Genomic DNA, 26,577 nt, shown 5'->3' with positions numbered 1-26,577 from the left:
CATGAAGATGTCGATTCGTTGGAAGGAAGAGATGCTTCAGTTCGAGACATTCTGTGAAGCCGAAGTCTGGGCGGAGTCGATCACGAATGAGATCCATGGTCGTTCAATCACCGGTTATTGCCCCCCTGACTTTAAAGTCGCATCAATTCTTGCTTTTTATCTAGCGGAAAACTCAGATTATCGTGTACGTTCGGCAACGGTCCACCTCGATCAAGAGATCTATTATCAAGTCTGGGTCGAGATAATTGATTCACTCTGACTTCATGAATTGTTCCAAGACGATTTCCTGAAACGCTCGCGCTACAGGTGAACCCCACTTTGACTGTTTCGTGAGCAGATGGGCATACATCGGACAGGATTTAAAACGAATGGAACAACAACAGAAACCTGTGACCTGATTTGCCGATAGTCCGCTGTTAAATGGTCGACATGCTAAACAATTTAGCCATGTCCAATGCTTAATCGGAATCGAAAGAGATGGTGCAACCGTTGAGACGAGTGCCGTCTTACAAATCTTTAAAGATACTGATACGCACCATGTCCGAATCAAATGTGACGGCAACCGCGAGTAATTTACGTTACATGTATCGACATGGAGTAACATACAAAAACGGGAAAGAGGTTATGTCATGAAAAGAATCGTTTTGTTATGCGCTCTCTCAATTATAACTGTATGGCCGTTAGCTGCTTGTAGTAATGAAGTGAAAATGCAACATACAAGTGAAAAACCGACAGCACTAGACGTATTAGGAGAAGATTCTACTGCTGACATTTTTCAACTAAATGATACGATCTACAAATCAGATGTAAAATGGGCAGAGAAAACAGAAGTCACTAAGAGTAAAAAAGTCGGAGAAATCAAGAAAATGAGTTCTGATCAATACGATTTTGATAATGGAACTGCTACGAAGCTCTCAAAGGGTACCGTCATATACTCTACGAAAGAAAGGAATGAAATTCTTTTGGTGAGTTTTAAAGGGAAATTAAAAAAATACGTTGCTTTAGGAGAAGGTTAAATGGATTACAACTTGTAGAAACCCCTTATTTCAATCACGAAACGAGGGTTGTCTATAAGAAAAGGCATCCTCAACTGGGATGCCTTTTCTTATTAAGATAATAGCGAATCTGATCAGCCGTTAACGACTTTTTCTGCTACTTCCTCATTCATCGATTGACGATTAATCGAGAGGTGTTCGCCTTCTTTCAACCGTTTTCGATATTCAGCTGTCGCAGTGAACAAGACATCTGTCGACGAGTTTAATGCTGTCTCAAATGAATCTTGCAACACACCGATGACAAATCCGACAGCAACGACTTGCATCGCAACGTCATTCGGAATCCCGAATAAGCTACACGCGAGTGGAATCAAGAGAAGCGATCCCCCAGCAACACCAGAGGCACCACACGCACAGACGGCAGCGAGGACACTTAAAATGATGGCTGTTGGAAGATCAACTTGAATACCGAGTGTGTTTACCGCAGCAAGCGTCAAGACGGAAATCGTGATTGCAGCCCCTGCCATGTTAATTGTTGCACCAAGCGGAATCGAGATGCCGTACGTCTCTTTATCAAGTCCAAGCTTTTTCGATAGTTCCATGTTGACCGGAATGTTCGCAGCTGAACTGCGTGTAAAGAATGCCGTGATGCCACTTTCGCGTAAACATTTGAAAACGAGCGGATACGGATTTTGACGGACGTTGATATAGACGATCAATGGATTAACGATGAGTGCAACGACAAGCATCGTTCCGATCAGTAACCCTAGCAGGCTCACGTAGTCAAGAAGTGACGAGAGTCCGTTCTCTGTAATTGAACCGATGACAAGCCCCATGATACCGAGTGGCGCAAGCTTAATGATCCATCCAACCATTTTCGCAAGTGCATCTGAGAAGTTCGAGATGAACGTTTTTGTAGAATCCGACGCATTTTTAAGCGCTAATCCTAAGATGATCGCCCACGTCAGAATGCCGATGTAGTTCGCTTGGACTAATGCATTGACGGGGTTATCGACCATGTTCAAGACAAGCGTCTTCAGGACTTCGATGGCATTCCCAGGAGCTGTCAGCTTTTCTGTGCTCTCTGTCAATGTTATCGAAACCGGGAACAAGAAACTAACGATGACCGCAATCGCACCCGCTAAAAAAGTACCGAGCAGGTATAAGAAGATGATTGATTTCATGTTCGTTTGCTGTCCCTTTTTATGTTGCACAATCGAAGCCATGACTAGGAAAAAGACCAAAATCGGCGCGACTGCCTTTAGTGAGGAGACAAATAATGTTCCAAAGATGGTCAATGAACTCGCTACTTCAGGAATCGTGACGGCTAAAATAATACCAATGACTAAGCCGATCGCGATTTGTTTCACTAAACTGATTTGGTTCCACATCTTCAACAATTTCATACATTCCCCTCCAGGCTTTCAAAAAATAAGATATTAGAATTCGAAAAATGAGGACTTCTCTCTCTCATTCCAAAACGATGAATGATCTGGTCGCTCACTTTTCAAAAAATTCTCTCAGTTTATTGTTTTCTATTTTTACATAAATCCTAAGAAATAAAAACTAGTTTTTCGCAAGAAATATAATTCCTTTTCCTGGATGTTAAATAAGAATACGAATGCAATCGATTGCATAATTACAAAAAAAGTAGAAGAAGATGCGTTCCTTCTCCTACTTCATTATGTAAACTAAAATGTTTCACAGATGTTGATTGACCTTTATTCTCTCTTCAGCAGTCTTCTCGAATTTAGTATTGACAGGTATCGTTAACGCTTTAAGTGTCGGATGAATTAAGAAATAACCGGCAAAGCCAAAATAGCCGATACCAGAGATCAATAAGATTGCTGTACTAGAAAACCATTCTCCGAAAATCCCTCCCGCAAAATATCCAAGCGGACTTAACGACCCTAACAGTGAAGAGAGAAACGAAAAACCTGTTCCTAAATAATCAGACGGAAGATTGACCTGAATGAGTGTATATAAATATATACTGTTCACCCCAATACCGATCCAAGCGATTCCGAATAAGACGATTGATAACAGACCAGCATCTTTCATTAAAAACGAACTAATCCAAAACAGTCCGGACAAGAGCGCAGCAATCGGCATGACACGATTGAGAGCAAACGTCTCCAAGTGACTTGATAGCAATGTTCCAATCATCGTTCCAAGTGAAATCGCTGCTAACCAAAATCCATACTCTGCTGACGTCTCAGAAATGATTGGTAACACCGCAAGTCCCATCGTCGCAAGAAAATTCATTCCGATGATGCCATAAATGATGGTCAATAATTTCTTTTGTTGCTTGACAACATAGTATCCTTCTTTGAAGTCATGCTTATACTGTTTCCAAAAGTTTCGTGAGGAAATGGGTTGTTCTCTTTTTGAAGATGGTATTTTGAGTACGAGCAAGAATAAGAACCCGATCCCTAGCAATACGATACTATTCGCAGCGAATACGATTCCGACACCGACAAATAGAATCACAATGCCTGCTAACGCGTCGGCAATCAAATCAAGCGTTTGATAAGAAAAGGCAAACACCGAATTGACCTTCGTCAATTGATCTTTCGATGCCAGGCGTTCGATGAGTGTATTTTCGGTTGGATACGAGATTTCCGCTAGTGTTAACGCTAAAAACAACATGATGAACAGCAATGGAATCCAGAGCGTCTCGTTAAAATAGAGTAAAGTGATGAATCCGACTAAAATCGCTTGTCCAATGCCTGAGAAAAACAGGATCTTCTTTTTTGAATAGCGATCGATAATCGGACCATACAAAAATTGAATCGTTACCGGTAACACAGCAATCGTGCTCGTTAATCCAACCAGGAATGGCGAATTCGTCGTTGTCTTGACGAACCAAACGATCGCAATCATATAAAAACTGTCTGATATATTCATCAAAATCCTACCGAGCAACAAAGCTGATAGTTGTTTATTCAACCAACTTCCTCCTCTTCAACAGTTAAATTTAATTGAACTTTATTGTAGAGTAAAGGACTGGAAGAAAAATGTAAAGTGAAAAGTTCAATTTTATTTAACTCAAAGTATAAAAAAAAGTGCTTCTCGTAAATAGAGTCTTTACGATAAAGCACTTTTATATTAGAGATGGCGTTCTAGAATTGCGAAATTTACTGATAACGCTGAAAGCTAATTTAGTTCAATCAGTTATCGCTTCTATCCCTCTTATCATTCGCTTGAATTTCGGATGATCATCAATCCGATTGGTGAAGTTTTGAATCCAGTGTTCTATAACATCCGAAGCTTCATATCGCTTCATCACTCGTAACATCGTTAAAAATTCCGATGCATACGCAAGCTCCATCGACTCGACGATCGTCAACCCTTCTAAGAAACACCGACTTGCTTCTTTCTCTTCACCGAGTTCAAGATGCACATCCCGATATAAAGAATCGTACTTGATCTTGCTCGTGGTTCGTCTAACCGCTCGACATGCCTCGACAATAAATCAATCGCACGTCGTCTCATATCAAATATTGCTAACCCAACAGCAGCATGGGTAATCCAAGTGTATCGGTTCATAATGAAATTCTACTCCTCAAGAGATAGTTGATTTTTTACGTTTAACAATCCAGAGAACAACGAATAATATCACCTCAAGAATCAAAAATATCCCTACAAAGAAATAAAGACCAAATACCTGACTGAATCCATCTATGGCTACTACGTAAAACCATTTCAAAGAAATAATGACTGTATACGCGAGATTTACGACTGTACTTCGTAACAAACTTTTTTTTAGACTTTGTGTGTTTCGCGCTTGCGTAATGATGATGACGAGTGCACCAATCGCCCAGACAAGTAAGATCAGTTCTAAAATATATTGATCATTTGGTATGACATCCATTCCCTATTCTCCTTTTCAGCAGACTGACTAAAATGATTTAAGTGATACCTATATTTTACAGCATCAAAAAGTCTTCCAGTCTTCCGAAAGTTAAGTGAATACGTTTTTAAAGATCTATGTCAGAATGGTCCTTCATTTTCCTAACCCGAACACTTTTCTCCTGACCGATGTGATCAGTTTCTTCCAAACGGTGCTGTACGACGAGAAGAACCAACACAATTGCTGATATCACACAAATCGTCGCATAATACGGTTGAGCAAATCGTTCCAACTCAATCGCAGATAACACCTGTAAAATCGTCAATCCAGCTAACATCCCGTGGAAATATCTCTGGTAGTTGCGCGGCATTCCGGCTTGTCCAAACGTCTCATACCAGACGAATAAGCCGAGTCCGAACGCGAGTCCGTTTAGGATTGGTGAAGGCAGGAGAAACAGGAGGATTCCAAGACTAAGCATCAACCAGGCGTATCGAATAACTGGCTTGAAGAAAGCAGGATCGAGCGTCGGTTCTTCTTCCTCAATGACAGGCGTTGCTTTCTCCTCTTCGGTCAACGGTCGAAAACCAATTGCTTCTCTCTCTTCTGCTAAGTCGAGCATCCGCTTTTTCATTCCGAAATAGAACGGAAAACGTTCTTTGACAACCTCCCCTTCATCCGTTTGACCATCCGCTTGTTCTTGTACGGATACCTGATACAGCGTGCGCCCCATCCGGTAACTGACCCAGTACTCGGTCGTTTGTCCATTATTGCGTTTAAGCTCAATCACCTTGGCTTGTTGATTCGTCATGATATGTGATTCCTTTCGTCGCAAGTTCCTTTAGTTGTTCTGACGCATACAACAGGAGAATGAATCCTGAGATGAGACAGATCGTTCCGTTAATTGAGAGATTGATTGGTGATAAATAGTTTTTTGATGAGCCCGCTATCGCGAACATGAAAAGTGCTCCTGACCAGCGATACATGCGAGAACGTAAAGATTTTTCTTCGAGATGCATCGGCCAGAAAATCATCAGAACGATGAGTGTTATGTATCCCGGAATTGGCAAGATATCAGTCAGCGTCAGTAATCCACTGAACAAGATCAGTAGAGCGCTTAAAATACGTAACTTTATGATGCGTCGGTCGGCTCGAAAATCCATCACTTCAGACAGAGCAAAAGGTGATCGCCTGTATCCATCGTCTAATTTTTCACGTACCCATGCTTTTTTCTGACGATACGCGAGAAACGGATTCTTGAAGACAATCCGCTTCGTCGCGGACTCTTCGTTTGTTTCCATCATATCTTCGCTATCGATCGCCTGCTCTCTTCGAGCAACCCCTTCCCGGCAGAATAAAGTACGCCCTTCTTGGTGAAAGACGATGTGATACACATGATCGTCGACTTGTTTCAGTAATTGAATCATGATTTGAGCTCCCTTTATCTTGCTTTCTAACTTCTTTTAGGTCTCACCAAGCTGCACTGACGGCGTATAAAATGAACAGACCACCTAAGACACAGACGTAACCGTAGTGTCTGACAGTCAATGAACAAAATAGGATAACACCAATCGACAAAATAATACTGAGTACGAATGAATCCACCGTGTCGACGCTATCTCCGTGTCCTGCTAAAGGCGTCTTCAACGCATGCTTCGACCGAATGAAATAGATGCCTAACGTTAATAAAAAGAATCCGATACCAAGGCCAAGGAAAGCTAATACCATAGATGTTCCCTCCGGCAAATGTATTTGTTTCGTTTAGTAAGTCATTATGTTTTCATAAAAGTTATTATACAACTAATACATACGATATTTTTTTTATTAAGTTTCAATCACTAACTTTTCTATTAAATGGATAATGTATTTTCGGTTTCATATGTATCTTTTTGCCTAAAATAATAAATTAATCAGATGACTACCATATAAAATTGAAAACTATCTCTTTAGTGATAAGATGAGGGATCTTGTTTCAACATGACGTCAAGTTTGTAGAAATAAACAAAAAATCTATTCCTAATTTTGTGGAATAGATTTTCTGCATACATTCATAGGTCTCTTAGGATTATTTACATCAAAAAGAAAGAATGGTTCTTAAAAGAATATAGATTACTGCCTTCTTACTTTTCCTGTTCGAGTAATATAGTTTTCTTCAGTGATACTAGCAATATGACTGCTTGCTTTAAGCGAATAAAACAATCCGATAAAGATACACAATATACCGAATAGCTGTAGCCACCTTAGATACACATTTCCGAAAAAAACGTCTAATAAAATAGCCACTGTAGGGTCGACAAAAACCATAGAAGAGACAACTGTCGTTGGTAAATGACGAATGCTATTGAAAAACAGAAAATAAACTATACCTGTATGAATAACTCCGGTTACAGTGACGTACATCCACTGAGAAGTATCAATTGCTTGATAGTTATTAAAATGAATGAATGGAAGTAACACAATCAGACCGATCACCATTTGAATAAAAGTGGTCGCATATACACTAGTTTTTGTAATACTCTTTCCTAGCAGCATTGTTGCTGCATAGAAACATGCTGCGATGATGCTGTACACGATCCCCCTCCAGCTTTCTGAAGCAAACCGCACACCATCGGTACCTATAATACTCAATGTTCCAATAAAACAAACTAACATAGATACATACATGAGTTTCGTCTTTTTTTCTTTAAAGAAAAGACTACCCATCACAAGAACAATAATAGGAGCTAAGTGATATAAGGTTATGGCAATTGTAATGGACGTTCTTTCAAATGCTTTAAAAAGAAACACCCAATTACAAACATTCGTCATACCACAACAAGCAATGTATATGAGTTCTTTCCTATTCCATTTTTCCCTTTTAAAGCGTCCAGATACGATCCATGCCATTATAAGAAATACAGCAGCACAAATACATCGAACCCACACTAATTCAATTGCCGGAAGACCTGTAAAAGTTGAAAAAAAGCCAATTGATCCAAAGATAGTCATAGCTATACTTAGTTGAAACAAAGCATTCTTGTTCATGTCTATCTCCCCTTTTTGCTTACACATTTATTCATCGTTGTGCAGGCAATCCATCACGCGTAAGAATATTTTTCCACATTTCATCCGGAATGGAGAGCGTTTGTTGATCATCGCGTGACAAGGTCGTACGAATTTCTTCTTCTCTTCCTGCTATTAGTTTTCGAACCCAATCTGGTTCCATTAATAACTCTCTTCCTAATCCGAATAATGGAATTCCTTGTTCTAATACGTTCAAGGCATCATCTGGTGTGTGTATAGAACCGAGTGACAGAAAACTTGTTCTATCCGCAATCACATCCCGAAAAATCTCTGATCTTGTTTTTGTTTGATTTGAACCACTTCGAGGCATGGACCAAACGTTTTTGACTGAAAGATGGAGGTACGACAAGCCTTGATTAGACAATCGATCTACAAAGGCGATTGTTTCCTCCATGTTCAAACCATTCTTTTCTGGTTCTTCTGGTGAGAAGCGATAACCAATAATAAAATTATTGTTCGCATATTGATCTCGGACTCGTTTTACTTCTTCAATAACAGCTAATGGAAAGGACATCCGTTTTTCTAGTGTTCCTCCCCACATATCTGTTCGAAGATTTGAATATCTCGAAAAAAATTGTTGAATCAGATATCCGTTGGCTCCATGAATTTCCACACCATCAAACCCTGCACGTATAGCTATCTCTGTTGCTCGTCCAAAATCCTGAATAGTAGATAGAATTTCTTCGTGTTCTAACGCACGTGGAACGTAATCATCACTTGAATCCTTGTAAAGGCTCGCCACGATACCACTCGGGCTAACCATTCGCCTTTCACTTATATATCCGATTAGACTCTCGCTACCTCCATGATGAAGCTGAAGGATTGCTCTTGCTCCCTTTTCTTTTATTTTATTAGCCAACTGCGAAAGACCTGGTATATTGTGTTCTCCATATGCTTTCATTTGACGAGGAAAACTAGTCCCGAGTGATGAAATGGTCGCAGCCGCGGTAATAAACATAGCTGGTCCTTGTGCTCTTCTGCTATAGTAATCCAACTCTCCGGAAGAGACGCTTCCATCTATATTTCCTGAATAGGTGGTCATCGGTGCAACAACGACTCGATTCGCCAAAGTTACTCCATTCGATAAGGTATAAGGTGAAAGGATTTTTTCATACTTCTGATTCATCAATACATCCACTCTCCAATTCTTTTATTTTTTGATTCAATCTGTCTGTTTTTAGTGTATTTGTAAAAATAAAATAAGTAAAATGAATGTTTTTCATTCTAATCATTTGCATCTCTCATGTATAATACAGAAAAGGATGTGAAGTACATTGAATTTATTTCAATTAGAAGTGCTTTTAAACGTTGTGGAAAGTGGTAGTTTTACGAAAGCAGGTCAAAAGATTGGACTGACACAATCTGGAGTAAGTCATAACATTACAACACTGGAATCTGAACTAGGAGTAACACTTTTGAATCGAGGACGAGGTGGGACATCGTTAACTACTGCAGGGGAATATATTATTCCACACATACGCAATATTGTGACAAACATGGCTCATATAGAGCAAAAAGTTTCTTCTTTGCAAGGATTAGAATTAGGAAAGATTGCTGTCGGGAGTTTCCCAAGTTTTACAGCTACCTTTATACCGATTTTGTTTTCTATATTCAAAGAACGTTTCCAGAATGTTGAATTGGTGTTGTATGAGGGTGGCTATGATGATATTGAAAAGTGGGTGGAAGAAGGTACGGTGGATCTCGGTTTTACAGCATTACCAGTTAAAGGTTTCGAGAGTATAGCACTGACGCAAGATCCTTTATCTGTTGTCGTATATGATGGACACCCTTTTATAGAAAAAGATGTTGTTACGATAGCTGATTTCGAAGAGGAATCATTCATCATGTTACGATCTGGATGTGAAGTCCTTATCGAGGAGGAATGTCGTAAAGCTAGTCTTTCATTACGTACCTCATATAATAGTAAGGAGAATGAAACTGTACTGTCTATGGTGAAAGGAAAATTAGGTATTAGTATTATGCCAAACTTGGCAGTTCCTAAACGGGAGACTCATGTTCATCTATTACCCTTACATCCTCCTGTGGTTAGACATCTCGGATTAATTGTCAAATCATCAGACAAAATGACGCCTCTTTCCAAAGAATTTCTCAAGATCGTGAAAGCACATTTCGATAGTCATGAAATCTAATTGTTGATATTAGGATAGTGCGTACAGATACATTCACTTACGGATAGCACAGATTCAGGAACAAGCGCTTTGTCCATGTACTCCTTTCGAAGAGTTGGTAAGATAAGATAACATTCTGCAGATAGGTAGCACACGATTCGCCTCCTTATCACGCAGTGAGTATATATAGTGGATTTGATACGCTATATCGAGTAGAGACATAGTTGATCTACCTCCACCTACGCGTTGCTTAGAGGTGGAGGATTCGTGAGTTATCCAACCTATGGGCGGAGTAGCAGCAGGGTCATATAAAGATGCGGTTGTTCTATATATGGATTCGAATTTCGATAAGGATGCTTTAGCTTATACGGTTGCGCATGAATACCATCATTTGATTCTCCATGACAGAAATAAATATCAGATGAACAAATTACTCGATTCGGTCATTATCGAGGGAAAAGCGGATGCTTTTGCTGACCGAGTCCTCAAAGATGTGAAGGCCCCATGGGGTACTCCAATGGATGAAAAGACGAAAAAACATGTCGCAAAATTGATTCAATCTGGTGAAGCTACATACGAGGACCTTGTGGGCGGTAGTCCCAAAAAAGACATTCCCCGCTGGAGTAACTATAATTTAGGGCACGATATCCTCGACCATTATTTTAAATTACATCCAGATTCTAAAATAGAGGAATGGTCTTTTAAAGGTGATGCTGACCTTTTAAAAGGATATAAATACCAAAAGTTACTTCAGTGAGAGAATTATATCTTTGTTGCATTCCATAAAAAAACAGATAGATGGATTACAATAATCGTTTACGTGTTGTAGGGAGATTTTCTCTATCAAACTCAATGACATCTTGAAATAAACCAATACATATGACAAAAACAGATCAAGGTACAAATGCTTTAAACAAATCCATACCTTTTTTTATATTCTGTAATCGATACGTGGCGTCGTTTAGATGCATATCCTATTGTCGGAAACGAGTAGAATAAAAGATCATCGCCTTCCCAAAAATGGTCAAAATAAAAATGAATGACTATGTTTACTTCAATTTGACCATGATTTAATCCACTTTTTTAATCTAATCGTACTCATCCACGATATTTAAAAGCCGAATTTCAGCACTTCAAAGAATATTCGTTCAGGGTTTCCGCTCTCAATCCTATGTACTAAAACCTTAATATGTATTACAATGTATTACAAAGGAGCTGATAATCATGAGTACCATTTCCGTACGTCTGGATGATCAGGATACACGACTTATCAAGGAATATGCAAAGGCAAAGAACATCACGATTTCTACACTCGTTCGCGATGCCGTCCTCGACCGTATCGAAGACGAAATCGATTTGCAACTCTATCATGATTCCATGGCAGCACACCGTAAAAAATCAGAAGCGATATCTTTCGACGACATGATGAAGGAACTTGATTTAGAATGACAGCTTATAATGTAGAATTCGAGCGCGGGGCTCAAAAATCTCTCAAGAAGATGGACCCACAACAAGCGCGGATCATCATGTCCTGGATCAAGAAGAACCTTGTCGGGACGGATGATCCGCGTCGTCATGGGAAAGGACTCGTCTCGAATCGCTCTGGCGAATGGCGGTATCGCATCGGCGACTATCGTCTGATTGCTGACATCCAGGATGAGAAAGTCGTGATATTGATTCTTGAGATTGGACATCGTCGGGATATCTATAAATAAAGCATCCAAAACTCATATCTTAGGAAGTACATGATAATCAATCAAAAGCCTTCTCTTTTGACGATATGATGAAAAAGCTAGAATTAGAATGACAACATATACAGTTATTTTTTTAGGTGTGGATTCAAAACTCCCTTCAGAGGGTGGATTACTAAAATAAAGATCATGATGTCCTAGTTAAGGCAAACTCTGACTAGAACTGATGATTCGCGTTTTATGTAAAATAGATAGAACGTGTCATGAATCGTTGGATGAATGACGACACAGCAATAGTGAAGGTTTCCGAATCACTAACATTTAATAAGAATTGGATACACAAAAAAGATTGTATACATTTCGACGTCGAAATGTATACAATCCATTTTCAGCGAGTACTTACTCATTGAGTCCTCTTGTCCGAACCCAAACTCTGATGCTTAATCCATATATTTTTTCAAGACGATGGCGGCGTTATGACCACCGAATCCGAAAGAATTGGATAGTCCGTACTGCATCTCCAGCGAACGAGCCCCTCCTGCTACATAATCCAGGTCACACGTTGGATCATCGACTTCAAGATTAATCGTCGGTGGAATGATTCCTTCCTGTAAACATTTCGCAAGCGCGATCGCTTCCGCTCCACCGGCAGCACCGAGCATGTGACCTAGCATTGATTTGTTCGCCGTCACCGGGAGTGTGTTCGCATGTTCTGCAAACAATTTTTTAATCGCACGTGTCTCGGACTGATCGCCGACGATCGTACTCGTCGCATGGGCACTGATCACATCGATGTCATTCGTCTCAATCCCTGCCTGTTGAACGGCCCGCTTCATAGCGAGGTATGCTCCCTGACCTTCTGGATGAGTCGCTACTATATGATAGGCATCGGAACTTGCTCCGTATCCGACGACTTCCGCATAGATGGACGCACCTCGTTGCTTTGCGTGCGATAACGATTCTAGGATCAAGATGCCTGCTCCTTCCGACATCACGAAACCATCACGTGTCCCGTCAAAAGGACGACTCGCTTTAGCGGGTGATTCGTTTCTTGTAGACAATGCCGTCGCATTACCGAAGCTTGCTATAGACAATTCAGTGATACCCGCTTCTGTTCCACCAGCGAATGCAGCATCAGCCTCTCCCATTCGAATGAGTCGATATGCTTCACCAATAGCCGTGTTTCCGATTGCACAAGCGGATACAGGTGACATGGAAGGTCCCATCGCTTGCCACTTGATGCTAATTTGAGCGGCTGCTGCGTTAGACATCATGGAAGGTACGAGACTTGGACTGACCCTTCTCGGACCTTTTTGGTATAAAGCATGAACACCGTCAATTAACGTTTCAATCCCTCCTACACCTGAACCCACATATACAGCAAGTCTTTCCCGATCCAGATCAGATTCTCCTAGCTTAGAATCGTTCCAGGCTTGATCAGCAGCCGCTAATGCGAACTGGACGAAGCGATCCAGGTTACGAGAGGCTTTTTTACCAATCGCCTTTTCCGCATCAAAGTTTTTTACACTCCCTGCAATCTTTACTTTGAAATCAGTCGTATCAAACGTATCGATTTCCGTGATGCCTGAATTTCCAGCAATCATATTATTCCAAAAGGACTCCACATCGTTTCCGATTGGTGAGACGACACCCATTCCTGTAATCACTACGCGCTCCATTTTTCTTCACTCCTTGTAATAGTATGAGATAATCATACGTGTCATGTATCCTATTACAAGTGTTCATTTATCCTATTATAATTGATACTTGGATGGAGAGAAATCAGGAGGAACGTATATGGACGACTCGAATCGATTAGAAGCTCTATCCTATTTTTTGAAGACGAAAAGAGCACAGCTCAAACCGGAATCAGTGGGGCTACCGCCTGGATCAAGAAGGAGAACGCCTGGCTTGAGAAGAGAGGAAGTTGCTCAATTAGCAGGAGTCAGTACGACATGGTACACCTGGTTAGAACAAGGAAGAGATATTAAGGTATCTAGAAGCGTCTTAGACTGTATCGCCCAGGCGTTATGTCTGAACAGGGATGAACACGAATATTTGAACGATTTAGCATTAGGGACGCAGGTCGTCAGTATGAAAATTCAAGCTTCCCCTATGACTATTAGTCCGTCACTCGAAAAAATTCTCTCTGCCTTGACGACGTGTCCGACGATCATTACGGATCGTTACTGCCATATCGTCGGCTGGAATCCTGCAGCGGCCCATGTGTTTGTAGATTTTGCGACCATTCCAGAATCACAACGTAACCTCATTCGCCTCTTGTTCTCACAGAAAGAATTTAAAGTACTTGCCGGGAACTGGGAACACTTCGCCAAAGGGTTCTTGTCCATTTTCCGTGCATACTACGGTCAATACTCTGGTGATGAATGGTATACGTCCTTCATACAGGAGATGAGTAATACGTATCCTGAATTCAAATCGCTATGGATGGAAAGTCAGGTCAGTAAGGCTCCGGAAATCCTGATTGAATTCCGTCATGGAAAAGTCGGCAAGATGCTATTCGACCTGACCTCCCTTCAAGTGCAGGGCGTAGACGACTTGCGATGTAGCATCTATACACCTGTCGAGGAGTCAGGTACAGAAGAAAAACTGAAACGATTGATTTCAGCTCAGTGAATTTGAATGAATTCAAAAACTGGTGAAAACTTGAAAACAATCGACGAGACGCTTTCATTGTCAGGATTGTTCTACTCAAATCAGTCATCATCGTATGACTTACTGATTGATAAATTGAATCGGTATAGGTGCGGACATTTTATTGAATTGTCGCATTTAGACAGTCAAATCATCTAATTGGCTTTGCGATTATTCCCATTTAAATATAAAAACACACGAAAGAACTTTTTCATCATCCCCCTTCTAGTTCAGAGTATAATTTTTCACAATTTTTTTATCATTGTCTTCTTAAGATCTGCTATACTAAAACCAATACTTATTAAATTATTTTAATAAGTTACTTGTATAGGGGGCATTATTTTGTCTGAACTTATTTCACGGACTCGTCATGCTTTTCTGATGGCGCATCTCGACACGATCCCTGCCATTCGACAAGTATTAGACGTCAGTTTTCCAACAACGAGTAAACAAATCGATCTGTTACTCGCCGCTCAGGAAATCGAAGAAACGCCGCTCGAGTTGATCCGTGGGGGACGTCCTGCAAAACGTTACCGGTATCGTACGGATCGCTTTCATGGGCTCGCTTTATTCATCGAACGTACGTATCTGCAATACCGGATTCATGATGTAGGTGGTAACCTGATCGCGACTGATCGCATATTAATTAATTCATCGAACCATATGTCGATCTTATTGAGAACATTAACCATTTTACTGAAGGACTATCCACGTATTCAGACACTAATAATTGGTGTCGCAGGTGCCATTGATGCCTCAGGATCCATCCTGTTCGCTCCGGATTATCCGACGCTTGACGGTCGCCCGTTGCAACAAGAACTGACTGAACGGTTCGCTCGACCGGTCGTCGTCGAGAATGACATGAACGCGGCTGTCATCGCTCCAACTCAGGAAAACGAAACGACTGTCTACGTTTATCTCGGAACGAACGGACCTGGAGCTGGTGTCGCCGTATCCGGCAGCGTCGTCCGCGGAGCGCATCACTTTGCTGGGGAAATCTCGTTCATCCCGTTTGACGAAACTCGAAATGTCGGCCAAGTTCTCGCGACGACTTCATCATACTCTGACGACTGGTATGAAGCATTGAGTCGGATCATCCTTTCATTTACCATCACCTTAAACCCGGACGTCATCTTGTTTGCAGCATCTGATGTCACCGATGATGTGTTGACACATGTGACAGATCGATGCGCCAAACGATTTCCACTCGACAAATTACCACAGTTGCGCCAAAGTGACTGGGAAACCGATTATTTGGATGGTCTGGTCCAACTCGGCGTCCAATCCTTCATTAAAGAGATTCCGTTAGGAGGACTTACCCGATGACTCGTTTACTGTTACCTCTGATTTATCTGGCTTTCATCAGTCTCGGACTTCCGGACGCCTTGCTCGGTACGGCCTGGCCGGTGATGCGGCTCGACCTCGACGCCCCGCTCGATATGGCAGGTTGGCTCTTCATGACGATTGCTGCCGGAACAATCGTTTCTAGTCTGTTTAGCGGTCGATTGATCGCGCGATATTCGACGGGACCAATTACGGCAGTTTCTGCTGGTCTGACAGCACTTGCATTGCTCGGCTTTTTCATTGCCCCTTCGCTGATTTGGCTCTTTGTTCTTGCGATTCCGCTTGGACTCGGTGGCGGTGTCGTCGACGCGGCACTCAATCATTTTGTTGCAACGCATTATCAAGCCCATCATATGAACTGGCTCCATTGCTTCTGGGGCATCGGCGCGACAGCTGGTCCACTCATCATGGCTGGCGTGTTGCTTGATTCCGGATGGCGCACTGGATATCTCATCGTTGGAGCACTGCAACTCGTATTGATGATTATCTTGATCATTAGTTTGCCGCTCTGGAAACGGGCTCCAAAACACGTTTCCGAACAAGTCCAAACTGCTAGTATGTCGTCTGGAAAACCTCGTGGACTGATGGCTGCGCTCGCTGCATTTTGCTTTTATAGTGGTGTCGAAGCTGTCGTCGGTCTTTGGGGAAGTAGTTACCTCGTCCAAGTCCGGTCGTTTTCGGTGACGTCTGCTGCAACTTGGGTTTCCGTCTACTACGGTAGCATCACGGCAGGTCGCTTCATTAGTGGTTTTCTATCCCTCCGCTGGTCGAACCGTCGCTTGATTCGCGTCGGTCAATGGACGGCCTTGATCGGTGCAATCTGCTTCATTCTTGCACCTGCTGCTTGGATGCCACTCGGTTTCGTACTCGTCGGGCTCGGTCTCGCTCCGATTTATCCGGCAATGCTCCATGAGACACCGGTTCGATTCGGAGAAGCTGCGGCGCAACGGTTAATGGGCATGCAGATGGCATTCGCCTATACCGGTAGTACGTTCATGCCACCACTGTTCGGTTGGCTTGCAACCTCTTACTCCTTGTCGTTGTTCCATTGGTTCACGATCAGTCTCATTTTCTTGATGTTGATCGCAACGGAAGGCTTGAACCGCATGTTAATCAGAAAACGATTAGCGAAAGCGTCATAAAAGAAAGGAAGATAATTAATGAAGATTGAACATATCGCACTATGGGTGGCAGACCTTGAAGGAATGCGCCAATTTTATGAAGCGCATTTTGATGCTAAATCAAATAATCGTTATGAAAATGCCGTTAAAGGTTTCAGTTCGTACTTCTTGACGTTCTCAAGTGGAGCGCGTCTTGAGTTGATGCAACGGACAGACATCACGGAACGGACATCGAACGCCCTTGGTTACGCCCACTTCGCCTTTTCGCTCGGCAGTAAACAAGCGGTCGATGACTGGACGGCTCGGTTACGGGATGCAGGTGTAACACATCTCGATGGTCCGCGGACGACGGGAGACGGTTATTATGAGAGTACGGTCGCGGATCCGGAAGGAAACGTAATCGAATTGACACTATGACAAAAGGCATTTTCTCAAAGCATAGTAACGTTCATCACACTACTTGATTGTCTACGTAAAAACGTAAAAACAGGCAGGAGCAAATTTATTGCCCTACCTGTTTTTTATTAGACTCAAAACATTGAATTAGAATGTATGTACATATCAACACAAGATCATGCATCACATAATGTCAGCTGCATTCATGATTTGAGGAGACATAAACCTTCGCATATCAAACAAGTTTCTTAATGGTCTTTGCAGGATTTCCCCCCACTATGACATTTGGAGGTACATCTTTGGTCACGACGGATCCGGATGCTATGATCGCATTGTCTCCAATCGTTATGCCTGGATTTATTATAACGCTTCCTCCGACCTAAACACTGCTTCCAACGTGGATGGGCTTTGCATATTCTTTTCCTGAGTTTCTCTCAGTAGGATCCATTGGATGAGTTGCTGTATAAATCTGTACTCCAGGTCCTAGCATGCAATCTGATCCAAAATGAACTTCACAAACATCTAAGATTGTGCAATCAAAGTTCGCAAAAAAATTGTTCCCTACATGAATATTGTATCCATAATCAACCCGAATATTAGGTTCCATATATACATTTTCACCTGTACTTCCGAATAACTCCTTTAACAATTGAGTTCTTCGGTCTTTCTCAACATCTGTTGTTCGATTGTATGCATACGTTCTCATTCTAGCAGTACTACGATCTTTTAAAAGTTCCGGATCATTCGGTACATATAAGTCACCAGCAAGCATTTTTTCTTTTTCAGTGATCATCCTTATTAACCCCCATTTTGCTATTGGTAATAAATCGCCATATACGATCACAGGATGATTTAGGTATTTCTTTTATTGGTTTGTATTAAAAAACAGTCATCACCGCGCGGGTATATTTTTCTTGAAAACCCAAATAGTTGACCATCCTTTGAATAATACACAGTGTCAATACATAAGGCTGATGGGTCATGAAGTTGGTTAAGCTGTGTCGCCTCTGGATCACTTATTGTTTCAAAATATATATATACGTCTGTGTAGCTGATTGTTTCTTCTACTTTTTGAATAAGATTTTCTGAAAGGAGACCGACCTCTAGCTTTAAGCCCAATCTTTCGGATGTTCTGACATCATAATAAACTTTTTCTAAATATTTTAGCTTCTTATTTCCATCTTCGATTTTGTCTAGAAAATAAATTTTATCTTCATTGTTAACGTCTAGATACAACTCCGCTTCTGTTTTATCGTGTAAAATCATCAGCCGCTTATGGTTTTCAGGAAATACATGCTCATCTGAAGTTTCTAACTTTATACTTTGATTTAAATAAAGCGGTGTACAATCCGTTTTAATGGGTTTTCGAGAGATAGAAAAATCCGCATCACTGTTTTGTAAATGCGGATTCTTACTGTTTACTCTTCAATTACTTATTCACTACTTGTTTTTGTCTCATTTTTCCTTTATCAGAAATCGTATGACCTTCAATATCTATGTTTGGCAAGATACGATCTAGCCATTTAGGTAGATACCACGCCTTGTCTCCTAACAGAAACATGATTGCCGGAACAAGCGTCATCCGGATAATAAAGGCATCAAAAAGGACGCCAAACGTTAAGGCAAAACCCATGGACTTGATGATAGGATCAGGTGCCATCATAAAGCCTACAAACACGGCCATCATAATGAGTCCTGCAGCTGTCACTACACCACCACTCTCTTTTATGCCCGTTAAAATAGCTTGTTTTGCATTGGCAGTACGTGTGAATTCTTCTCGCATTCGAGAAACCAAGAAAACTTCATAGTCCATAGCAAGTCCAAAAAGAATACCAATTACGATGACTGGTAAGAAACTCAATACAGGACTAGCTGTAGGAAAGCCAAACAAATCAATAAAATGACCATCCTGTATGACGAATACCACAAAACCTAACGTCGCACCAAGTGATAATAAAAACCCTAATACTGCTTTAAGCGGAACTAAAATCGAACGGAAGACTAACATTAACAAAATAAATGCAAAACCAACAATTAACATTGCAAAAATCGGTAGTGCGTTTTGTAGTTTGTCAGAAATATCGATATTCACGGCTGTACTTCCGGTGAGCATTAAGTTTAATCCATTTTGATTGGCGATTTTTTTTATGTCTCCTCTTAACGCCTTAACCAAATAACTCGTTTTAGGATCATCTGGACCTGTTGAAGGTGTCACCGACAACATGAATACATTTGAAGTTTTGTTCGGGACTGCCGGACTTACATTTTCGACTCCATTTACATGCTTTAGTTTCTTCGTAAGTGTAGATAGCGCTTTATTTACATCAATATCCGATTGGTTTTTCTCGGCAACGAGTATTAACGGGGCATGGTACCCGGGTCCATATGCTTCAGCTAATAAATCATAGGCCCTTCTTTCCGTTGTCTCTTCCGATTTTGTTCCATTGTTAGGCAAGCCCAATTGCATATGGAAAAATGGGATAGAGATGATCAATAGTAAACTTACTGCAAGCATACTAATGAACAAAGGACGTTTCAGAATAAACTTCCCCCATTTTTCATAGCCACTTTCTTTTTTATTCGAGAAGCGACTAATACTGCGTAACAACGTATTCTGTCTTGTTGGATCCATTTTATGACCTAATGCGCCTAAAATTGCAGGAACAAGTATGATCGCAATAAGAATAGCTACGAATACACATAGTGATGCTGAAATACCCATCATAGTTAAAAACGGGATTCCTGTCGTAGATAAGCCTAAAAGAGCAATGATTACAGTAGCACCTGCGAAAACTACTGCACTTCCAGCAGTTCCCGTAGCAATTGCCACAGCCTCTTTGACTGTATCTCCACCCGCTATTTGTTGTCGATAGCGAGAAATGATGAATAGGGCATAATCGATTCCGACGGCTAATCCTAACATAGCAGCTAGGGAAAGAGCGAAAGAAGGAATGTCTAAGAAATTGGTTCCGGCTAATATCAATAGAATACCAATACCGAGCCCAACGACAGCACTTAAAATAGGCATTCCCGCTGCAAGAAATGAAGTGAATGTCAAAGCTAAAATCATATATGCTACTGCGACACCAAGAGCTTCTGTAATCCCACCGATTTCAAGTTCTGAAAAGGCAACGTCTCCAGCTAATTCAGTTTGAATCCCTTTTGCTTTAGTTATTTTGATGCTTTTCAATACTTTTTCTTTGGATGCTTCTGTTACTTTGTTTGAAGGTTGTTTATATGTCACTGTTGCATAACCAATTGTTTTCTCTTTATTCAAATTGCCCAGTTCAATTGGAAGTGCCACAGTAACAACTTCTGAATCCTTCTGAATTTCTTTTACCATTTTCTCGATTATATGACTATTTCGCTGATCATCTAAGCGTTCATTACGAGGTGCTTTCATGACTATTTGAATTTGACCGCCTGAAGAAACAGGTGGAAATTCTTTTGCTAATAGTTTCCCTGCTTGTTCTGACTTCGTACCAGGGATTGTCATTTCTTCCTTGAAAGAAATTCCGAAACTCAATGTGAGTACAATAGTCAGTACCAACAGACAGAGTGTTCCTCCAAACACTTTTTTTCTATGCTCTGCTGCCCAATATCCTAATCTGTATAACTTTTTTGCCATTCAATATGTCCCTCCACCAAATAAAATCTTTTCATAGACTTTAGGTTATCAGGAATAGCTCATAAAAAAATCGTACATTCGGGTAGCAAACGAATGTACGAAAGGGCAAGTTATTCTATTCCAAATTCTATATATCCTTCGGTCAGGGCAATGACAACGGCTTCAGTTCTACTATTTACCCCTAATTTATTATAGATAGTAGTTAAATGGGCTTTTACTGTCCTTTCTGCAATGTTCATGTCTGAAGCGATATTTTTGGTTTTAGTACCTCTAGCCAATGCATGCAAAATTATAAGCTCCTTTGGTGTGAGCATTGCTTTGTTCGGTTGACTCGTTTTTGCCACACTCTTTTTATTAAAAGCAAGTAACCTATTCATTATTTCAGGCTGAAGAAGAGTCTCTCCTCGAATGGCCGCATTTATTGTTCTAAATAAATGATCTCGACTTGCATCTTTAAGCAAATATCCTTTAGCCCCTAATCCGATTCCTTCAACCATTAATTCGTCTTCGTTATAGGTTGTCAGTATGATAATCGGAATCGAATTATTTTGATCGTTCAATGCTTTAATTGTTTCCAAGCCGCTTCGTATCGGCATATTTAAATCCATCAGAATGACATCCGGTTGAATTCCTGTTAACAATTCAAGAGCGACTTTTCCATTTTCAGCTTCTCCGATGATCTGAAAAGAATCATCACTTTCTAAAATGAGCTTTAATCCTTCTCGTACTACAAAGTGGTCGTCGACGATCATGACTTTGTTCTTCATTCATACACCTTCTTCACTTTAAATCGGAATTCGAATAATGACTTCTGTCCCAAGAGCGATGGTACTCTTTATTTCAAGGTCTCCATTCAATAAACGTACTCGTTCCTGTAAACCCAAAATACCATAGTTTTTTATAAGTTGACTCTTCCTTTCGACATTAAATCCTATGCCATCATCTTTTATTTTTAAAATCAGTCTATTATCGGTAATCATTAGTGTGACAAATACCGTTTGCGCGTTAGCATGCTTCACTATATTAGTTAGACATTCACTCAAAATAAACAAACAGTGTGTAGAGACTATGCTAGGAATATAGATTTTATCTTCAACTTGTTCGCTTACCTCAAGAGTGGAGAAATTTTTAAATTCATCTATCATCTTCAGTACTGCTTGAGAGAAATCTTTATTTTCTTGAGAGTAAGATCGTAAACTATCAATAGATTGCCTTGCTTCTTTCAACGTATTCCGCGCCTGTTGCATCGACATCTGAACGATGTGTCGTGATTTTTCAATGTCATTTTTAATTAAATAGGCATCCAGTGCTTCCATTTGCATCACTAAACCTGCAACGCCTTGGGCTAAAGTATCGTGAAGATCACGTGCCATCCGTTGCCTTTCATTTAATAACGTTAACTCTTCCACTCTTTCATAAGCTAGCTCTAATTCCTTTAAATAATACTCCATCCGTATACGTGTCTTTACTTCTCTGGAATATATGACGGAATAAAAAATAACAATGACGAGTATGAAAAACAAAATCAAAATGAACAATGGTAGTTCACTTAATCCATAAACACGCACAATAAATAAGCAATAAACACCATAGTAAAGAATAAAGGTGAGAAAAACTTTGAAAATACTCTGCAGTTTTACAATACTCTGCGCTATCAAAAGCGTTAGCAATCCGATTAATACGACAGGTGCACCTTTAGGAAGTATAATAGCAGCTGTAAAAACCAAGAATCCCTGCAACGCTAGATAATACCAGACAGCCTTTTCTTTAAATTTGTACGAGAACCAATGCATAAACGCATGTAGTGAAAAAATAGATGTAAAAAATAGACTTTCTAAGAATTTAATTTGATTAACAAACTGTAGAAGTAAAGCTACTACATAAACAAGAAGAATCCAAAATATTATGGGAACTCGAGAAATGGTTAAAAGATCATCTGTTTTATTCATAGTGTTGGAACGATTACTCATTTTCAAATCCTTCCTTGTTTGATATTAAGAACAAATTTCTATCGAGCTCTAAAATAACTGATCCGTCCTTTTGCTAGCTTATCCTATTTTACTAATTCCAACTATTCCTTTATTGTTAGCGGAATACATAACCAAGGCAACAGTAAAAAATCAGCATTTCTGGTCATGAGTTAATCAACTCTCGGGGACGATTTCTTACTCATTGTCGCGAAATGTTGAAATCGAAATCATCTCGTTCATGCTGATTTAAGATATTTTAGATAGCATTTATCTGATATTAATTATCTATAGTAATTATTATTTTTGTGAAATCATTCTAAAGCCTAAATTAATATTTTATTTGTAATCGTACACTTTGTATTATCAACCTGATTGTCAAGTGGGAGAATACAGTCTAAATAATTGCAGATATAAACAAGCTCCAATGATAGCAAAAAGGAGAATGATAGTGAAGATACCAAGCGGGGCGATCCATCCTGATGCGTAGATAGCGAGAGGTGCTAGCGTCTTACCAAGTGTGTTTTGAAGACTATCAGCAGCTAGATACTGACCTCTTGCCTCCTCTGGAGCATAATGACCGATGAAACTCTGCGTGACTGGTGTACGCATGATCTCACCTAACGTGAAGATGAGCGTACAACCAAACAAAAACCAGATGTTGTTATTCCATCCGACTAAAAATGTACCTCCTCCTGCAAGTAAGGTCGAAACGACGAAGAGACGTCTTTCTGACCAATTTTTAAGTCGATTCGTTACGGGAAGGATCAAGATGACAAACAAAAGACCATTAAAGCCTACCAGATAGCCAAAAATGGATTGGCTCGTGAGCTGAAAAGAATCCAGCAAGTGCGGTACGAGAGGTTGTTTAGGCACATTCTCTATCACGTAAACTGGTAAGTAGAGATCGAGTTGCATCACTGGGAAGAGTGAACAGGTTCCCGCAATTACGTATAGCAGAAAAATACGATCTTTGAGAATAAGTCGATAGCCAGACCACTTAGACTGAAACGCATATTTAAGTGGGGTCGTTACATCTTTTTGCTTGGATCGGACAGGTAAGGTTTCACTAACAATAAAATAGATCGTTATGAAGTAAAGAAAGAGAACTATTGCACAGGTCCACAATAACAGTTGACGATGTTGAAAAAAGAAGACTGCTCCAATGATTGGTCCTAAAACGGCACCAATATTGTTCACGGTCATAAATGTCGCATACACTTGTCGCAATTCATCTTTTGGAACTGTGTCCGCTATCATCGCTGAACTAGCAGGACGATAAAATGCTGCGCCTATATTAATTCCGATAAAGGCAACATAATTAATCCAAGGAGAAGAAGAGACAGCAAATAGAATAAACATGGTCATTTGCAAAAATGTTCCGATCAGCATCACAGGACGTCTCCCTAACGTATCCGCAAAGCTTCCTCCGGTTAAACTTCCGACAATACTTATTAAGGGGGGCAGTGCCATTATTAATCCAGCAGTCTGTAACCCTAGTCCTTTACCAAAATAGACCGTTAGAAAAGGAAAGTACATCCAAAATAGCAGATTGAAAAGACCTTCTCCTATCAGTCTGACTTTCACATTAGGATTCCATGTAGTTTTGTTCATAATAACTCCTCTCATAGTTAACGAATAGCGTCTTCTTTTCGTAGCTTTACTATAGAGAAGATAGTTATCAAGATATAGACTTATATTTTGATATGGATTATACTAATATTATGAAAATTAAGTAAGGACACTTTTATTTAAATTGTCACGTAAAACGAACGTATGTTTGTTTTGAAACGAAGTGACATATCTTTCTGTCTTACTTTTTTCTATCTCTTAAGAATTTTAGAATTACCGACGATATAATGGTTTGATAAGAAGCAGTTCCTGTCTCTACATGACAGGAACTGCTTCTTATCGTTTAAGTTCATAGACTTTTACTTTATCGAGAAGGAGTAATAACGGACCAACTAAAAAATAAAAATTTCTTATTTTTAACAGAATTATTTACTACAAGAAGAAATTGCGATTTATTGATGTCGTTTGTAATAAATTTAAGTCTGTAAATTAGATTTCACGGATACTTTACTTTCATTCTTCTTTTGGGATTCGTTCATCAACGATCATTTAATGTGGTGGACTGAAGGGAGTCGATGAATAAGGAATAGGCATGGTCGATTACATGAGAAATAGCATATCCACCCATATAACTATGTGATGCATACGTTGAATGCGTCATCTTATCAAATTGTAAATGACTTTCCTCACTCTAATCTGAGTGGTTGATTTCTATAATTTGAAAATTCATTTGTCAGTCTTTTGATTTGCTACTGTGCTTTTGCAAGTGCAATTGAGAGGATAAAAAAAACAAGCTACCTCTATAGATAGCTTGTTTTATCATCATGATTTGCGAAATACCCAATAAGACTGACCTAGATAATTTAACCCCGTATAGATAATCATCCCGATCAGAATCGCTCCAGTCTCTTGTAGATTTGGCAATACGTAATGCACTCCCCATAAACTAAGACGATAAGCGATGAGATAACTAATCGAAACGACGATCAAAAAACGTATCCAATAGGGCCATCCTCCAGCCTCTTGACGAAAGGTGAAGCGACGATTTAGCATATAGCTGACCCAAACACCACATGCATTCCCGATCGCCGTCGCTCCCCAATAACCAGTATGCAAGACATGAAAACAAATCAGTGTCAGCGTCAGACCAACCAGCGTATTAAGAACTCCTACTAATAAGAAACGAAGAAAGGTCATCATTCTCGTTTTTTCTCGACGACATAACGAGGACGTCGTTTGACTTCCTGATAGATTTTACCGATGTATTCTCCTATCAGTCCAATACCTAGTAATTGAAGTCCGCCGATGAACCAGATCGACATCATTAAAGACGTCCACCCATCCATCGCTTCTCCTTCATATCTACGATAAAGAGCATATCCGACAAAACCGATCGAGACGATGAGCATGAATAGTGAGACTAAAAATAACAACTTAATCGGACGAACACTAAACGAGGTCACCCCATCCCATGCGAGTGCCATCATCTTTCGTAATGGATATTTTGATTCGCCTGCTGGACGTGATTGACGTGTATAGGTCACTTCTGCTGTTTGAAAACCAAGCGAAGGTACCATCCCCCGCAAAAAGAGATTGCGTTCCGGATGTGCACAAAGTGTTTCGACAGCTCGTTTGCTCATGAGACGATAGTCTGCATGATTGAAGATAGTCTCTACTCCCAACCAGTCGATGAAGCGATAAAAGCCTTGAGCAGTCGACCGTTTAAACCAGCTATCGGTCTGACGATCTTCTCTTACCCCATAGACGATATCATTCCCTTTCGCAAATTCACTTAAAAACTGTTCAATCACTTTTACGTCATCCTGAAGGTCCGCATCCATTGACACAACACAATCCGCATCGGTGTGTCCTTCGACAAGACCTGCGAACAAAGCATTTTGATGTCCTACGTTATGTGCTAATTTTAATCCTCTAAACCGACCATCTTGTGCGTGTACATCTTCAATTTGGGACCAGGTATCATCCTGACTTCCATCATCTACGAACAAGACAAAGGAGTCCTCAGAAATGAGGTGTCGTTCTCGCCACTCTGTTAAGAAACGGTGCATCGTATGGACCGTCAAGCGTAATACTTCCGTCTCGTTATAACACGGAATAATTACGCCTAGCGTAGGGATTGTCGTCATCGTCATACCATTACTCCTC

28 protein-coding genes and 1 pseudogene are annotated in these 26,577 nt (G+C 40.4%); 11 read left to right on the top strand and 18 right to left on the bottom strand.

All coding sequences use genetic code 11. The annotated features are described in order from the left end of the window. The first annotated feature begins 7 nt into the window (after nt 1-7). The gene (locus tag VJ374_RS07190) at nt 8-259 is read left to right on the top strand and encodes a hypothetical protein (RefSeq protein WP_329470824.1); all 252 of its coding nucleotides are present in this window, start codon (nt 8-10) and stop codon (nt 257-259) included. A 370-nt stretch (nt 260-629) separates the two neighbouring features. After that, on the top strand, nt 630-1,016 hold the full coding sequence (locus tag VJ374_RS07185; protein WP_290749925.1) for a hypothetical protein: 387 nt from the start codon (nt 630-632) through the stop codon (nt 1,014-1,016). A gap of 113 nt (nt 1,017-1,129) precedes the next feature. Here VJ374_RS07185 and sstT read toward each other — a convergent pair whose 3' ends face one another. From sstT to VJ374_RS07140, 9 genes are all read right to left on the bottom strand, one after another. Continuing rightward, nucleotides 1,130-2,401 (bottom strand): serine/threonine transporter SstT, encoded by a 1,272-nt coding sequence (gene sstT / locus VJ374_RS07180; protein ID WP_035408270.1) that lies wholly within the window; start codon nt 2,399-2,401, stop codon nt 1,130-1,132. A gap of 295 nt (nt 2,402-2,696) precedes the next feature. After that, entirely contained in the window at nt 2,697-3,944 is a 1,248-nt protein-coding gene (locus tag VJ374_RS07175) for an MFS transporter (protein WP_329470822.1), read from the bottom strand. Nucleotides 3,945-4,161: 217 nt separating this feature from the next. After that, on the bottom strand, nt 4,162-4,398 hold the full coding sequence (locus VJ374_RS07170) for a hypothetical protein (protein WP_329470820.1): 237 nt from the start codon (nt 4,396-4,398) through the stop codon (nt 4,162-4,164). A 162-nt stretch (nt 4,399-4,560) separates the two neighbouring features. Further along, entirely contained in the window at nt 4,561-4,869 is a 309-nt protein-coding gene (locus VJ374_RS07165) for a hypothetical protein (protein WP_290773702.1), read from the bottom strand. Between the two features lie 106 nt (nt 4,870-4,975). Beyond that, nucleotides 4,976-5,656 carry a hypothetical protein gene (locus VJ374_RS07160; RefSeq protein WP_290773700.1) on the bottom strand — a complete coding sequence of 227 codons (681 nt, stop codon included), beginning with the start codon at nt 5,654-5,656 and terminating at the stop codon, nt 4,976-4,978. Beyond that, nucleotides 5,628-6,272, bottom strand: a complete 645-nt coding sequence (locus VJ374_RS07155; RefSeq protein ID WP_329470819.1) for a hypothetical protein — start codon at nt 6,270-6,272, stop codon at nt 5,628-5,630. The genes VJ374_RS07160 and VJ374_RS07155 overlap by 29 nt, the downstream gene beginning before the upstream one ends. 43 nt (nt 6,273-6,315) lie before the next feature. Beyond that, nucleotides 6,316-6,573: a hypothetical protein gene (locus VJ374_RS07150; RefSeq protein ID WP_290773696.1), complete on the bottom strand. Its 258-nt coding sequence runs from the start codon at nt 6,571-6,573 to the stop codon at nt 6,316-6,318. 381 nt (nt 6,574-6,954) lie between these two features. Continuing rightward, a complete protein-coding gene (locus VJ374_RS07145) occupies nt 6,955-7,869 on the bottom strand; it encodes a DMT family transporter (RefSeq protein ID WP_308101415.1) in 915 nt (304 codons plus the stop codon). A gap of 31 nt (nt 7,870-7,900) precedes the next feature. Beyond that, entirely contained in the window at nt 7,901-9,034 is a 1,134-nt protein-coding gene (locus tag VJ374_RS07140; protein ID WP_290773693.1) for an NADH-dependent flavin oxidoreductase, read from the bottom strand. 148 nt (nt 9,035-9,182) lie between these two features. Between VJ374_RS07140 and VJ374_RS07135 the strand changes: the two genes are divergently transcribed. The 4 genes from VJ374_RS07135 (at nt 9,183) to VJ374_RS07120 (ending at nt 11,752) form a co-directional block, all read left to right on the top strand. Next, complete coding sequence (locus tag VJ374_RS07135; RefSeq protein WP_329470815.1) at nt 9,183-10,058, top strand: LysR family transcriptional regulator; 876 nt, start codon at nt 9,183-9,185, stop codon at nt 10,056-10,058. A 262-nt stretch (nt 10,059-10,320) separates the two neighbouring features. Continuing rightward, nucleotides 10,321-10,794, top strand: coding sequence for a DUF2268 domain-containing putative Zn-dependent protease (locus tag VJ374_RS07130; protein WP_329470813.1), 474 nt, complete (start codon nt 10,321-10,323; stop codon nt 10,792-10,794). Nucleotides 10,795-11,261: 467 nt separating this feature from the next. Next, nucleotides 11,262-11,486, top strand: coding sequence for a type II toxin-antitoxin system RelB family antitoxin (relB, locus tag VJ374_RS07125; RefSeq protein ID WP_026829710.1), 225 nt, complete (start codon nt 11,262-11,264; stop codon nt 11,484-11,486). Continuing rightward, nucleotides 11,483-11,752, top strand: a complete 270-nt coding sequence (locus tag VJ374_RS07120; RefSeq protein WP_035408288.1) for a type II toxin-antitoxin system RelE family toxin — start codon at nt 11,483-11,485, stop codon at nt 11,750-11,752. Before relB ends, VJ374_RS07120 begins: the two co-directional genes overlap by 4 nt. 416 nt (nt 11,753-12,168) lie before the next feature. On the opposite strand, the gene fabF is transcribed toward VJ374_RS07120, so the two are convergent. Continuing rightward, the gene (gene fabF, locus VJ374_RS07115; protein ID WP_329470807.1) at nt 12,169-13,407 is read right to left on the bottom strand and encodes a beta-ketoacyl-ACP synthase II; all 1,239 of its coding nucleotides are present in this window, start codon (nt 13,405-13,407) and stop codon (nt 12,169-12,171) included. 118 nt (nt 13,408-13,525) lie between these two features. Here fabF and VJ374_RS07110 point away from each other — a divergent pair, with 118 nt between their 5' ends. The 5 genes from VJ374_RS07110 (at nt 13,526) to VJ374_RS07090 (ending at nt 17,265) form a co-directional block, all read left to right on the top strand. Further along, nucleotides 13,526-14,365 (top strand): helix-turn-helix transcriptional regulator, encoded by an 840-nt coding sequence (locus tag VJ374_RS07110; protein WP_329470805.1) that lies wholly within the window; start codon nt 13,526-13,528, stop codon nt 14,363-14,365. A 6-nt stretch (nt 14,366-14,371) separates the two neighbouring features. Continuing rightward, entirely contained in the window at nt 14,372-14,542 is a 171-nt protein-coding gene (locus tag VJ374_RS07105; protein ID WP_329470804.1) for a hypothetical protein, read from the top strand. Between the two features lie 183 nt (nt 14,543-14,725). Beyond that, the gene (locus VJ374_RS07100; protein WP_329470802.1) at nt 14,726-15,709 is read left to right on the top strand and encodes an ROK family protein; all 984 of its coding nucleotides are present in this window, start codon (nt 14,726-14,728) and stop codon (nt 15,707-15,709) included. After that, nucleotides 15,706-16,869 (top strand): MFS transporter, encoded by a 1,164-nt coding sequence (locus VJ374_RS07095; protein WP_329470801.1) that lies wholly within the window; start codon nt 15,706-15,708, stop codon nt 16,867-16,869. Before VJ374_RS07100 ends, VJ374_RS07095 begins: the two co-directional genes overlap by 4 nt. A gap of 18 nt (nt 16,870-16,887) precedes the next feature. Next, the gene (locus VJ374_RS07090; RefSeq protein WP_329470800.1) at nt 16,888-17,265 is read left to right on the top strand and encodes a VOC family protein; all 378 of its coding nucleotides are present in this window, start codon (nt 16,888-16,890) and stop codon (nt 17,263-17,265) included. Between the two features lie 214 nt (nt 17,266-17,479). Here VJ374_RS07090 and VJ374_RS07085 read toward each other — a convergent pair. The 8 genes and pseudogenes from VJ374_RS07085 to VJ374_RS07050 form a co-directional block, all read right to left on the bottom strand. Beyond that, nucleotides 17,480-18,037 (bottom strand): annotated as a pseudogene (locus VJ374_RS07085) (sugar O-acetyltransferase). Nucleotides 18,038-18,096: 59 nt separating this feature from the next. Beyond that, entirely contained in the window at nt 18,097-18,510 is a 414-nt protein-coding gene (locus tag VJ374_RS07080) for a hypothetical protein (RefSeq protein WP_329470799.1), read from the bottom strand. 163 nt (nt 18,511-18,673) lie between these two features. Next, nucleotides 18,674-20,872 carry an MMPL family transporter gene (locus tag VJ374_RS07075; RefSeq protein WP_329470798.1) on the bottom strand — a complete coding sequence of 733 codons (2,199 nt, stop codon included), beginning with the start codon at nt 20,870-20,872 and terminating at the stop codon, nt 18,674-18,676. Nucleotides 20,873-20,982: 110 nt separating this feature from the next. Then, the gene (locus VJ374_RS07070) at nt 20,983-21,639 is read right to left on the bottom strand and encodes a response regulator transcription factor (RefSeq protein ID WP_329470797.1); all 657 of its coding nucleotides are present in this window, start codon (nt 21,637-21,639) and stop codon (nt 20,983-20,985) included. A gap of 18 nt (nt 21,640-21,657) precedes the next feature. Then, nucleotides 21,658-22,821, bottom strand: a complete 1,164-nt coding sequence (locus VJ374_RS07065; protein ID WP_329470796.1) for a sensor histidine kinase — start codon at nt 22,819-22,821, stop codon at nt 21,658-21,660. 396 nt (nt 22,822-23,217) lie between these two features. Then, entirely contained in the window at nt 23,218-24,453 is a 1,236-nt protein-coding gene (locus tag VJ374_RS07060) for an MDR family MFS transporter (RefSeq protein ID WP_329470795.1), read from the bottom strand. A 780-nt stretch (nt 24,454-25,233) separates the two neighbouring features. Next, nucleotides 25,234-25,608, bottom strand: a complete 375-nt coding sequence (locus VJ374_RS07055; RefSeq protein ID WP_047396116.1) for a GtrA family protein — start codon at nt 25,606-25,608, stop codon at nt 25,234-25,236. Continuing rightward, nucleotides 25,608-26,564 (bottom strand): glycosyltransferase family 2 protein, encoded by a 957-nt coding sequence (locus VJ374_RS07050; RefSeq protein ID WP_231496861.1) that lies wholly within the window; start codon nt 26,562-26,564, stop codon nt 25,608-25,610. Before VJ374_RS07050 ends, VJ374_RS07055 begins: the two co-directional genes overlap by 1 nt. Nucleotides 26,565-26,577 lie beyond the last annotated feature (13 nt).

The sequence above is a fragment of the Exiguobacterium sp. 9-2 genome (assembly GCF_036287235.1).
Classification (GTDB): domain Bacteria; phylum Bacillota; class Bacilli; order Exiguobacteriales; family Exiguobacteriaceae; genus Exiguobacterium_A.
Note: the sequence above shows the minus strand (reverse complement) of the source record. Positions and strands in the feature narration are given on the sequence as shown.